Annotated in this window: 12 protein-coding genes; all 12 read right to left on the bottom strand. The window is 36.5% G+C overall.

Going from position 1 to position 12,811, the window contains the following annotated elements; all coding sequences use genetic code 11:
• Positions 1-126: 126 nt before the first annotated feature.
• Positions 127-825: a ZIP family metal transporter gene (locus tag ACEN25_RS09085; RefSeq protein WP_441802631.1), complete on the bottom strand. Its 699-nt coding sequence runs from the start codon at positions 823-825 to the stop codon at positions 127-129.
• Positions 826-873: 48 nt separating this feature from the next.
• Entirely contained in the window at positions 874-1,608 is a 735-nt protein-coding gene (locus ACEN25_RS09080; protein WP_441802630.1) for an FKBP-type peptidyl-prolyl cis-trans isomerase, read from the bottom strand.
• An 84-nt stretch (positions 1,609-1,692) separates the two neighbouring features.
• Entirely contained in the window at positions 1,693-2,415 is a 723-nt protein-coding gene (locus tag ACEN25_RS09075) for an FKBP-type peptidyl-prolyl cis-trans isomerase (protein WP_441802629.1), read from the bottom strand.
• A gap of 91 nt (positions 2,416-2,506) precedes the next feature.
• The gene (locus ACEN25_RS09070; protein WP_396512286.1) at positions 2,507-3,871 is read right to left on the bottom strand and encodes an acyl-CoA dehydrogenase family protein; all 1,365 of its coding nucleotides are present in this window, start codon (positions 3,869-3,871) and stop codon (positions 2,507-2,509) included.
• A gap of 94 nt (positions 3,872-3,965) precedes the next feature.
• Positions 3,966-5,102, bottom strand: a complete 1,137-nt coding sequence (locus tag ACEN25_RS09065) for a peptidoglycan DD-metalloendopeptidase family protein (protein ID WP_441802628.1) — start codon at positions 5,100-5,102, stop codon at positions 3,966-3,968.
• A gap of 52 nt (positions 5,103-5,154) precedes the next feature.
• The gene (locus ACEN25_RS09060) at positions 5,155-6,231 is read right to left on the bottom strand and encodes a PA0069 family radical SAM protein (protein WP_441802627.1); all 1,077 of its coding nucleotides are present in this window, start codon (positions 6,229-6,231) and stop codon (positions 5,155-5,157) included.
• 337 nt (positions 6,232-6,568) lie between these two features.
• The gene (locus ACEN25_RS09055) at positions 6,569-7,549 is read right to left on the bottom strand and encodes an alpha/beta hydrolase (protein ID WP_441802626.1); all 981 of its coding nucleotides are present in this window, start codon (positions 7,547-7,549) and stop codon (positions 6,569-6,571) included.
• 846 nt (positions 7,550-8,395) lie between these two features.
• The gene (locus ACEN25_RS09050; RefSeq protein ID WP_441802625.1) at positions 8,396-9,094 is read right to left on the bottom strand and encodes a hypothetical protein; all 699 of its coding nucleotides are present in this window, start codon (positions 9,092-9,094) and stop codon (positions 8,396-8,398) included.
• 230 nt (positions 9,095-9,324) lie between these two features.
• Positions 9,325-9,990, bottom strand: a complete 666-nt coding sequence (locus ACEN25_RS09045; protein ID WP_441802624.1) for a hypothetical protein — start codon at positions 9,988-9,990, stop codon at positions 9,325-9,327.
• Between the two features lie 165 nt (positions 9,991-10,155).
• On the bottom strand, positions 10,156-10,716 hold the full coding sequence (locus tag ACEN25_RS09040) for a hypothetical protein (protein WP_441802623.1): 561 nt from the start codon (positions 10,714-10,716) through the stop codon (positions 10,156-10,158).
• Positions 10,717-10,926: 210 nt separating this feature from the next.
• A complete protein-coding gene (locus ACEN25_RS09035) occupies positions 10,927-11,844 on the bottom strand; it encodes a hypothetical protein (protein WP_441802622.1) in 918 nt (305 codons plus the stop codon).
• 170 nt (positions 11,845-12,014) lie between these two features.
• Positions 12,015-12,797: an enoyl-CoA hydratase/isomerase family protein gene (locus tag ACEN25_RS09030; RefSeq protein WP_396510065.1), complete on the bottom strand. Its 783-nt coding sequence runs from the start codon at positions 12,795-12,797 to the stop codon at positions 12,015-12,017.
• Positions 12,798-12,811: the final 14 nt, after the last annotated feature.

The following is a 12,811-nucleotide window of genomic DNA, read 5'->3' as shown; positions in this document are numbered from 1 at the left end:
TAAACAATTCACTTCACATTAAAATTAAAGAGATTTATAGTAAAGACACGATAAGATAATTCTAAATTTTAGTTAAGTAACAAGTCTTCAAGATCTGTGAAAGTTATGCTTTCGCGGAAGCAAAAACTATCCTAAACTATTTAGATAAAAAGCCAGAATTAAACCTATTGCAGTCGCAATACCTGCCCAATAACTGTCTTCTTTATACGCCTTAGGAAAGACTTCAATAGCCAGAGAAGCTACTACAGCACCACCGGCAAAGCAACGTATATATGCCAGTAAAGAGTCAGATACATCAGCGAGTAGTAGATTTCCTAAAAATGCAGCTAGTGATAAAATTAAGGCTGTAGCTGCCCAGAGGGTAAGTACTTTCTTTTTTGAAGCCCCGTTTTGAGTCATTTCTTTGGCGCCGCCGGCTGCTTCAGGCAAATTAGAGAGAAATATTGAGCCAGACAGTGCCGCTATAGTAAGTGGGTCTGCACCTATTAAGGCAACACCTAACGCCAGATTCTCAGGAATACCATCTAGCGTAATTGCAGCTAAAAGTCCGCCGCCACTATTTGAACCCCATTTTTGTTTGACGAGATAATCAAGACCTGTAAAAACCAGAGCACCGGCAAAAACAATGCTTAATGCTATACCTATAGAAGATTTTTCCATCGCCGGGTTAATCAACTCCAGCACTGCAGAAACAATTAAGGCACCACCTGCCAAAGCAACCAGAAAGCCTTCTGTAGTTTTTGATAACGAACCATAAATTCCCCAAACAGCTCCAAGCAGAAGCGCTCCGGAAACTACCGCTATTACAATTAAGGTCATCATCATAAGCTTCGGTTTATCTTAAACAGCTGTTCTGATTTTTGATTGAATGGATTATTTTATACCTAATAACTCTACATCAAAAATGAGCATTGCATAGGGTGGAATATCTTCTCCCGCACCGCTTGCGCCATATGCCAGTTCTGCAGGAATATACAGTTGGTATTTAGAACCTACTTTCATGAGTTGCAAAGCTTCTGTCCATCCTTTTATTACCTGCCCTACTCCTAATACAATAGGTTCTCCCCTTTTGTAGGAGCTGTCAAACACGGTACCGTCTAGCAAACGCCCTTCGTAATGCACCTCAACCTTATCTGAAGCGCCAGGAACAACTCCTGAGCCTTCTTTTAATACTTTATACTGCAAACCACTTTCAGTTGCTGTAATGCCTTCTTTATTCTTATTGATCGTCAGAAAATCTGTTTCTTCTTTTTTGTTTTTAACTTCTGCTGCTTCCCGTTGTTTTTCTTTTAAAGAACGCAGTTCAGCCTGAAATCTTCCCATAATGTCTCTGATTTCATTTTCTGAAAGCGCAAGCGTGTCATTAAGACCCTCTTTTAAGCCGTTTTCATACTGCTTCAGATTAAAAATAGAATCTTGCGACTTGCCAAACATACCTTTAAACTGCTTTGCTGTTGAAGCACCCATCGCGTAAGAAACCGAATCTTTGAAAGATGTAAACTTAGCAACCGGCGCTACCGGTTTTGCCATTACAACTTCTTTAGGCGAAGAACAGTTAATAAAACATAAGGTTAAGGGTATGAGGTATAGCGCATTTTTAAATTGCATGGTATAGATTTTAAGCTTGTGATTTATTAAAACAAAAAAAGGCACTGTAGTTTACAGTGCCTTTCAAAATTATGCTTTTCTTTTTTATTCTTTAACTACTTCGAGTAACTCAACATCAAAAATTAATGGCTCACCAGGTCCAATATTAGGTTGTGATCCGCGCTCGCCGTATGCTAAAGCTGAAGGAATATACAATTGATATTTTGCTCCTTCTTTCATAAGTTGTAATGCTTCTGTCCACCCTGCAATTACCTGAGTAACACCAAAAGTTACCGGCTCTCCACGCTCATAAGAGCTGTCAAAAACAGTACCGTCTAGCAATTTACCTTCGTAGTTAACACTAACTCTATCTTCTGCTGTAGGAGTTGCTCCTGTACCTTCAGTTAATACTTTGTATTGAAGACCGCTTTCTGTAGTTACAACACCTTCTTTCTTAGCATTTTCAGCTAAAAACTCATCTTCCTTTTTCTTATTATCTGCAGCTTTAGTAGCCATTTCAGCATCTTGCTTCTTCTTTAATTCTGCTTGAAAACGCGTCATTAAACTTTGCATTTCAGCCTGAGAAAATTCAATACTATCTGTAAAACCTTTGCGTACTCCCTGCTCATAAACATCTAAATCAAAAAGATCACCAGCGTCATCACCAAGAGCTTGTTTAAATTGAGCTCCGGTATTACCACCTATCATATACGATATTGAGTCTTTAAAGGTCTTAAGCTCTACATCTCCAGAGCCTTTTTTTGAATCATCACAATTAACCAGTGTTAATGCTACCGGCAATGCAAGAAATAATCTATTAAATTTCATTTTATATTTTTTAAAAAATTCAGTTGCAAATAACGTGATATTCTAACAGCTATAAAAATCTTTACCCGTCATTCTTTACATCTGTATTTATCTAGCTTACAAAGGCGCTGTAGCCTGTAATTGCTCTACCTACAATTAGAGAATTAATTTCTTTAGTACCTTCATAACTGTAAATTGCCTCTGCATCTGCAACAAAACGCGCCACGTCATACTCTAGCAAAATACCATTACCACCCATAACTTCGCGCGCTCTGCTTACAACATCACGCGTACGCATAGAACAAAATACTTTTGCTAAAGAAGCGTGCTCATCTTTTAACTGCCCGGCATCCTGCATCTCGCTAAGGCGAAAACACATGGTTTGCATTGCTGTAAGATTAGAAACCATTTCTACCAGGTGATTCTGAATTAACTGAAAACTGGCAATAGGACGGCCAAACTGCTCCCGCTTCTTTGTATATTTTAAGGCAGCCTCGTACGCACCACGTGCGCAACCTACCGCTTGCCACGCCACACCTGCACGCGTCATTTGCAATACTTTTGCGGTGTCTTTAAACGATTCTGCATTTTGTAAACGATCACTTTCGGGCACTCTACAATCAGTTAAGGTGATTAATGCATTCTGTACGGTACGTAATGCCATTTTATCCTGCATTTTTTCGGCTTTAAAACCGGGGTTTTCTTTACGCACGATAAAACCTTTTACCCGGTCTGTAGCTTCGTCTCGCGCCCAGATTATGGTTATGTCTGAAAACGTGGCATTACCTATCCATTTTTTCTGGCCGTTAAGTACCCACTCCTCTCCTTCTTTACGACACGTGGTTCCCATTCCGCCCGCAACGGCAGAACCTACTTCAGGCTCCGTAAGGCCGAATGCTCCTATTTTTTCAAATTTTTGCATTTTAGGAAGCCATTCTTGTTTCTGTTCTTCGCTACCGCAGAGGTAGATTGAGCCCATCGCCAGGCCACTATGCACGCCAAAAAAGGTCGAAATAGAAACATCTACACGAGCAAGCTCCATAGCCAGAATACCTTCCATTAAGAAAGATTGACCGGGACAACCGTATCCTTTATACGCGATACCTGCCAGCCCCAGCTCAGCAAATTTGGGAATTATATGATGTGGGAATTCGGCTCTGTTCCAGAAATCATTGGCGATGGGTTTAACCTCATCTTCCATAAAGTTGCGCATCTTCATTTGCATTTCGCGCTCTTCAGGAGTTAATTTTAGAGCCATATTGTAAAAGTCCCCATCTACAGGAGGTAATTTACGCTGGCCTTTTTTTGCCTGTGAAGTCAACATTTTCATCAGTCCTTTAAGCTGACGGTCGTCAAGATTACCTACCGCACTCATCACTTGCGAGAGATCTACTTTCTCAGATAATTTTGCGAGAGCATCTAAATCAACCGATTTTAATAAGCCTATTGTATTTTTTACTTTTCCAAATAACGACATCGTTTGCGATTTTTTAGTTTTCAGCTTAAAAATAACAACGATTGATCCTTTTAAAGCCAAAAAACTGTTAATAAGATGAAGCGATATTGTGCTATTAAAAGGGCTTTACCAAACTTTGATGAATGTACGCACGCTGGGAATCCTGAGTTGCAATATGTAACCAATCGTTGACAACTCCTAAAACCTGAATGGTATCATTTCGGTTTAAAACACCTATTTTTTTTGCTTTCGCGGAAGCGGAATTTCTCAAATTAGCCACCTTGTTTTTAATTAAATAGTCTAGTGGTGCATCAGCATCTACTTCAGCAGTTTTTAAACGGGTTTCTTGTTTTAAAAACGAAAGCGGATTAATTGCTCCTGTGCCTCTGCCGTAAATACCAAAATGCAAGTGAGGCGGAGTGGTTCTTGCATTACCGGTGTTTCCTACCAATCCTAAGGTGTCACCTCTTTTTACACGCAGCCCGTCTCGTGCGATTATACTATCTAGATGCGCATAATACAGCGAATTACCAAACAAACTTTCTCGCAACCACACCTGCTTACCGCCTAATCCCCTATTTCCGGTTCTGCCCACAATACCGTCTACACTTGCAAGTACAGGAGTCCCGCGATCTGCAAAAATATCTACGCCTTCGTGACTGCGCTTACCACCATCTCGCGATGCTCCCCAATAGCTTTGTATGGCCTTTTCTGAAATGCCCGCTACGGGGAAACTATAGGCCAGTGTACTAGAAAGACTAAATGTGAATGTTGATTGAGCTCCCAATTGAGGCTGAACCACAATTTTATAATTTCCTTCTTTTTTTGTTGAAAAGCGCAACTTTTTAGAATTGTATTCTGCCTGCTCAATTAAATTGAAATATGCTAAACTATCTGAAGTTTTCTCATAGAGGTCAATAAATACTAACGGATTTAACGTGTCTGTCTGCAACGCAAACGTATAGCTACGCCCACGTTCTAACCGAAAATCATAACTATAAACCGGAAATCGTTCTGGGTTGAATCTCCCGGATTCTAAGTAAGGTGATGCTATGGTTAAACTATCTTTTAAAGCATTTGTAAAGGCTGTTTTCCATAGGGTGTATGGTATCGAGTCTGTCTTAAAGTTGCGGGCGTAAATCTCCCGGGCAGTAGGTTGGGTAATAAAATCTGTTGCCTTAGTAAGCTTATCGCAAGACACCATAAGCAATACAAAAGCACAGACGACAAATCGAAGGAATAGGTTTTTCATTTTCTGTTTTATAGCAGACTATTATGTACAGAAATTATGCCAGTACGTAAATTTAAAACAAAGACAGTTGCCCCGGCCTGTATTGCTCAAACAAGTCGCAGTTAAGCGGTTCTTTCTCGCGACCTTTCAGGTATTTTTTACGACCTAATTCCATTTGTGCCTGTATCTGGTTTGCAAACTCTCCGCTACCCTTCATTCTCCTTCCATATTGCGAATCGTTGAGATTTCCGCCGTGACACGCCGCTATTTGATTGAGTACTTTATCTGCGCGGTCTGGCATAGCAGAGCGTATCCACTTTTCAAAAATACCGCCTATAGCCCCATTTAAACGCACTACGGTATACCCCACCGAACTTGCGCCGTGGTCTGCAGCTGCCTTTATCAACGGCAAAACTTCATGGCTATTTATTCCCGGAATAATGGGAGCTGTCATAACCCGTACCGGCACGCCCATATCGGTAAGTTTTTTAACCGTCTCTAATCGTTTTTTGACACTTGCTGTACGCGGCTCGAGCAAACGTCTGGTTTTTTCTTCGAGCGATGTTATAGACATATTTACGTGTATCAAATTATACGCGGCAAGTTCTTTAAGAATATCAAAATCCCGCTGAATGAGCGCATTTTTAGTAATAATCCCCACAGGATGCCGGTATTTTAGAAAGGTCTCAAGCAGACTTCGAGTGATTTTAAATTGCTTTTCTGCAGGCTGATAACAGTCTGTATTACCCGATAGGACAATAGGAGTGGCTTTCCACGATTTTTTAGTAAGGTGTTTTTCGAGTAAACGTACCGCATTGCGCTTCACTAAAATGCGGCTTTCAAAATCAAGACCGGCACTATATCCCCAATATTCGTGCGAGTTACGGGCATAACAATACACACAACCGTGCTCGCAGCCCTGGTACGGATTTAAAGAATATCCCATTCCCACGTCTGGGCTTTCTACTTTATTTACAATCGTCTTTGGGAATGTATCTATAAAAAGCGTTTTTAAATTTTGAGGTTCGTCACCTTCCTGATTGCAGTGATTTAAAAAATCATCCCGCATCTCGTGGCTGTGTACCGAAAATCTATTGGTTACATTTTGCTGTGCTCCTCTGCCTTCTAAATGTTCTCCCGGAATTTGCATAAATAGGATTTATTACAAATATATGGAATATTTCCAATTACCAGAGTTTTAGAAGACTATTTCATATAATCTGGTTTATCGTGATGTTTACTAGGAATTTTCCATATTGAACGAATTACGTCAAATAGAAGAAAGCAGTAAAAAACAGCACGTAGTTGGCTTCCGCTGTTGTATTTAATATTCAGGATTGATAAAACAAAAATGAAAATAAAAGTGATTCCTATTGTTATCGAAACATTTTTCACTTTATTCATTTTTTTGTTTGATTTTAATAAGTGATAATCACTTAAATTTAATCAGATATACTTGTTTATAAATACGAACTGTTTCTAAACTCTTAATTTAGAATGTAATTTTCAATTCGTTTTAATACCTCGCTATCTTTCACAATATTTAAATGATTCACATTTTCTAGTATTTGTACATCGGCGTATTTAGAAGCCGGGCTATAGACTTCTTTAAATTTATTGGGGTAGAAACTCTCATCTTCAGCACCCACTAAAACTAAGCTACTTGTTCGTAGGTTAGTAATATCTTTTTTATAGTCTTTAGGTGCAAAATTTACTGCCATGCGGTAGGAGTAGAATTTGTTTTGTAAGCTATCTTCGTATGCTTTTGGTCTGTTGAAAAATAGAACGGGTTTTTCATTATACTTTTGAATACCCATAAAATTCAACATCGACAGCCCAACCCATCTTTTGACTCCAACTGTTACCCACCCACCACTTTGCGGCTTTACGGTTGGCGCCTCATGTCCCAGATAAGGTGCAAGCATTATAGCTTTATCAATTTTAGTTAAGTTTAAATTTCCAATATATCTTAAAACTAAACCTCCTCCTGATGAATGACCTGCTAAAATAATTTTCTCAGCATTTAAGCTATCTTTTGCGTATGTGATGAGATCTTCAATATCTTCTTCTAATTGACCAATGTATTTAATGTCAGATTGCTCTTTTAAATTACGCCCGTGACCTCTCAAATCTGGTGTAATTACGGTTGCAATGTTATCTTGAGAAATATTACCTGCTAGGGTTTTTAGGTATCGACTTTCAGATCCACTTCCGTGTAATAAAATTAAAGCGGTTTTAGATTGGCTTGAATAAATTTTACTAAATAGCCTATTCCCATCGCGCATGTAAATCCATTTCTCCTTTTTCTTAAAAGATTTTACAGACAGCGTATCAATAGAACTGTAATCATAATTTTCGATTTTATCTTTTTTAGGTATTGGCCAGTTGATAAGTACTAGTGTTGTTAGAAAGAATAAGCATACGTTGACTGCTAAAAATATTGCAACTCGCTTCAGAATTTTTTTCATAATTAGGTTTTAATTGAAACCCAAAAGTATTTTTAGCCGATAGATATATTTAAAAAGTGTTGCCGAATTGTTTAAATAGAGTACTGAATTGAAATGTGTGTTCGTTTCTGGTTACGAGTAATTGCTTGATTAAGCACTTAACTTTGCAAGTACACGACAAGCTGGAAATCTGCGAGAATTTTCTAAGTGTGACCGTACCAAGCCATAGATTATACGGTGTTGGCAAACGTATTTATTTTAAATCAATTCCGAATATGACTTTAATTAAATATAAAATGATAACAAATATAATGCTTGAAATGAGTTTGTTTTCTGAAATGAGTTTCCAGAATGTTATAATAGGCGTTATCTTTAAATCGCCTTTAATATTTTCTGTAAGATTATTCGTTTGGGGACTATTAGAAAAATTAGATGACTAATTTACTTGTCCAATTGTCGAATCTGAAAAATCATTAACAATGTTTGAATCTGTTTTTTGTTCATCTAACCAGTTTAAAAAATCTGGCCACGATTTTAATTCAATCAGTTTGGTTAGATATTTACGATTGTTAAATTCAGATGCATATGTGTATTTATTAGGTTTATATAAAAATCCGAGATTTTTAAGATTAATAATCAATTCCGAAATTTCATTTGGACTGTCCTATTTTTAGGGAAGCCTACAAAAAGGGGAAGCCTACACAAACAAATATACTTTTTTACCGAAGTGATTAACGGGATATCAGAACATTTTTATATTGATTAACAGAGCCTTTTTAAAATAGAAAAACCGCTAAAAAGCGGTTCAACGGAATGTGATTTCTATAATTTAAAGGCTTGTGCAACGGTTACCGTTGTTGCCTGCAGTTATTTTTCTTTTTTTCTCATTTGCGCTTTATAGTAAGCTGCCCACATTATTAATATTATCCCTAAAGAACTAAATAATATACCTGAAGTTTTGTTAGTAAAATACAATGAATAAAATAATGCTCCGACCGCTGCAATCGTCATAATTATTAACACGTAAAACATCAATTTGTACTCAAACATCGATTTTTTCCTAACGATTTCTAAATTGTTTTCATTCTTGTAATTTGATATGTTGGACTCAAAATAATCTGTAAACTCTTCAAATGAAGATGCGTCACAAAAGTTGTCATTGGCAGTAATTTGATGCTTTTTGCCACTCTTTAATTTCACTTTAAAAATTACCCCATTGTAGTGATCAATCTTATAATTTTCAATTTCATTCAAATCAATAGTCAACATTTCGGTGTCAAGCTTAAGAAAAAGAACTCCATTTTTAATTTGTCCTTTTCCAAACCTTTTTATGTTTTTCTTGAAAATAAAGAATATGATTACAGGAATGGAAAAACTCAAAACAAGAGTTATATCAGTTTTGTCAAGAAGATTTGTAAAAACCAAAATCAATAAGATTAGTGAGCCAAAACATATTCCAAGAAGTCCGAGAGTATATTTTGTACTGGTATAGGTAAAATCTTGTTCTGTTATTGATTTGTTGTCAATTACTTTCAATTGTGGTGGTTTTAGGTAATTCATAGCCATAGGAGAATCAATATTTTAGATTCGAAACATTCTCGGTTCGACAATTGTTACAAATGACTGGTGTTTTTTTTGATCTATTGACATTTTTTTTGTCTAATGTGTTAGAACGGTTTGGTATAAGAAAAGTTGCGATTTTGTCAGCGAGGATTTTCCGCAGGAAAATCAGAAGCTAGCAAGCAAAGCAACCACCAAACGATTGAACTAAAATAAGCAATGTTTTTTACACGGTGTTAGCTGACGTTTTTTATTTCAATTTTTTTTGAAGTCCAATTTCCCTTTTCAGATTTTTTCCAAATTCTCCAATTTTTGTCAGATGTTTTAAATGGTAAATTTGACTTTAATTTTTTTATAAATTCCAGTTCATATTTTTCGATTTTCTCAAATGGTAATGCAAACCAAACAGAAATCGTTGACTTTTTAGATAACATTAGATAGATTCGAGAGTTTTTAATCCTAAAATCCAGTTCAGGTATCAGTTCTTGATTTGGTAAAATTTGATTTGTATTTGAGTCTTTAAAACAAAAATTCCAATTAAAATTCAGAGATATTGGTCCAGCAGAATTTTTGGGTAACTCGTTATTTAATTCAAGCGTTTCAAATCCGTTTTCAATATCTTTTTCCGTTAAACTCCAAGTCCAAGTTCTTAACCATCCATCATTTCGTGTTTTTGGAATTCCAAATTTCAAGGTCAATTTTGGTAATAATTTCAGAGTCGAATATTCTTTTTTTTCCGACTCATATAAAGTCAAATCGATTGATTTTGGTTGAGTTTTGTTAGCGAATAAGTTCAGAAAATCTAATGTATGTTCATAATTCACTTTTGGGGATTTTCTACTCACGCTATGAGCTCCTCCAGAGTTGATTGGTAATCCTTCGTATGATATGAATCTATTCATTTCTAATTGTTGCTAACGGTTTGCATATGGCTTGTGGCGGTTTCGAAGCACTTTCCTGTCCACCGAAACTAAAGCTGGCTACGGAGCGAAAACCTTGCTGGAAGCCGTTCACCCGCCATAAGCTATATGTATTGTTACTAGCTGGGCTTTTAGTTCATAGTCGCTTCATCTTAGTTTTATTCCTTGTTTTTCAAGTTTGTCTGCTCCAGATAAAACTCCATAACTTCCAATTTTTCTAGTCGTTAGTTTATTGTGAATTTGATACTTTAATTTTCTCGATGTTTTTTGAATTTCTGTCCAGTCCCAAGAACTAACAAGTCCATTTACATTATTAACGTCTTCCCATTTTAATGCTCCCTTTTCATTAAAATGTCCGATGTGAGAATGTTTAAGTTCGTTGTTTCTCAGTCCTCCGAAATACAATTGAATAAGTCCCCAACCTTCTGTCGCATAACGAAACGTATGTCCATTGCAACGTTTTGGGTCAAGGTCAACTTTTCTAAAAATGGGTTTGCCTTTATGTCTTGGCGTCCATAGTTGAAATGTCGTTCCGAATTCGTCTATTTCAAGGTCAAACTTCGAGGATATTTCGTCACTTGTTTTGTATTGGCAAATCTCTTGTCCGTATTGAGAACCTAAGTCGTAAACCTGCAAGTCAGTGTCCTTGAAAATGAAATCAAGAAATTCCAATTTGTCGGCCTTGTCTGCGAAAAAGTCGTAGGTCATTGTTTTATGTTGTCTGTTATTTGGCCTTGCTGCTAACGGTCTTGTGTATGGCTCGTTACGAGCAAATTAGGGATTATTTTTCGGTTGAGCCACAAGCCAGATTTTTAAATTTTACTATTTATCTTTTTTGTTGGAAATCGTCAAATTTAAAAATTTGGCGACTTTCCAAATGAGCCTTAAATTCGGTTTAAGATACTGAATAGCAATGAGTTATACACGTTGTTGTAGCACGTTTTTTTCGCAACCACCACAACAGTCAAGTCCAAAATTTTCTAATGTTACATTATTAAAATCTTTATCATCAATTTTATAATTCCACTTGAAATATTCCAATAATTCCGCAATAACTTTGACTTTTAAATCTCTTGAAAACTTAAACTTTTCTTTTAGTTTTTTCATTCCATAATTTCCGATAAATTCAGGCGAAAAAACTTCACTTATTTTCTCTTCAATTTCTTGGTCTGACTTTCTCAACAGATAGTCAAACTTTGATATAATTCTTGAAACTTTACAAGAAAATTCATTGTAGTATTTAGTTTTTAGGTGAATTATTGTTTCTTGAAATGCTGTTAAGTCAAACTCTTGTTCTCGCATTACATTGTTCGAATTTGGTAAACGCTTTACAAGTTCATAATTCTCGTTTAATACAGGCACTTTATATTTCGGTGGAAATTTAACATTGTAATTAAACACGACCTTTTCTGTATCCAAAGTCCCATTGTAATATTCCTCTGCATAACCTTTGGATTTAAACCATTCTCTAAATTCGGTCACGACTTCGTTTCCTAATTCTTGAATTTCGGGTGGAATGTTGAAATCAATAAAATCCTTGTTAATAAATGCACAAGAATTATTTAAGTGATATTTTAATTTTCCAGCACGCTCAAAAACATAGGTTTGAGTGTCAACTCTTTCAGGCACTTCTTGATAATATTCTGCATAAAATTTGTCCTCGTCTTCGAGTAAAGTCCGATAGTTGAAAAGGTATTTTATTTCAAATTTATTTAAGATGTAATATATCTGTGGGTCTTCGTAAACATATTCCACAAAAAGGTCTAAATCAATATCTCGATTGATTTCCAATTTCTTGCAGAGTTTAGAAAATGTATAGTTTGTTAAATGTGCCACAGGTTTTTCTTAAATGTGCTACAACTCCTTATATCCAAACAAATATACTTGTTTACAGAAGTGATTAACGGGATATCAGAACTTTTTTGTGCTGATAATAAGGGCTTTTATCAAAATAGAAAAACCGCTAAAGAGCGGTTTTTTTAATACTTTATTTAAGATTGCCTCTTTTATTTCCCGGGAAATTCTGCCTTTCTTTTTTCTAAAAATGCTGAAGTTCCTTCTTTAAAATCTTCGGTACCAAAAGAAGCCCCAAAACCTTCAATCTCTACATCGTAACCGTTAACACCCGCTTTAAAACCTGCATTAACTGCTGTTATGGCTGTAGCAATCGCAACACCGGAGTTATCTAAAATCTTAGCAGCTAATTTTTCTGCGTGTGACATTAGCTCTTCTTGCATTGTTACATGATTCACAAGACCATATTGTAATGCTTGATCTGCATTAATCATACTGGCAGTCATAATCATTTCAAAAGCGCGGCCTTTACCTACTAACTGCGGTAAACGCTGTGTGCCCCCATAACCCGGTATTAAACCCAGCGAAGTTTCGGGCAGACCCATTCGTGCATTATCACTGGCGATACGTATGTGAGCTGCCATTGCCAATTCTAGACCGCCACCTAAGGCAAAACCGTTAATTGCAGCAATTACCGGTGTACTTAGGTTTTCGATAAAGTCAAATAATAATTTCTGACCTTTACGTGCTAAAAGAGCGCCTTGCTCTTCTTCAAAATCTGAAAACTCACTAATATCTGCGCCGGCAACAAACGCTTTTTCTCCGCTTCCGGTTAAGATAATTACTCCAATATTAGGATCGCTATCAGCTTCTGCAAACGCGTCGTGCAATTCCTGAATGGTTTCTTTATTGAGTGCGTTTAGTTTTTTAGGTCTGTTTATAGTTATGATAGCCAATTGATCATCGACTTCATAAATAAGATTTTCAAAATTCATGATTATACTATTTA

The sequence above is a fragment of the Leeuwenhoekiella sp. W20_SRS_FM14 genome, assembly GCF_052119605.1.
Lineage (GTDB): Bacteria > Bacteroidota > Bacteroidia > Flavobacteriales > Flavobacteriaceae > Leeuwenhoekiella.
Note: the sequence above shows the minus strand (reverse complement) of the source record. Positions and strands in the feature narration are given on the sequence as shown.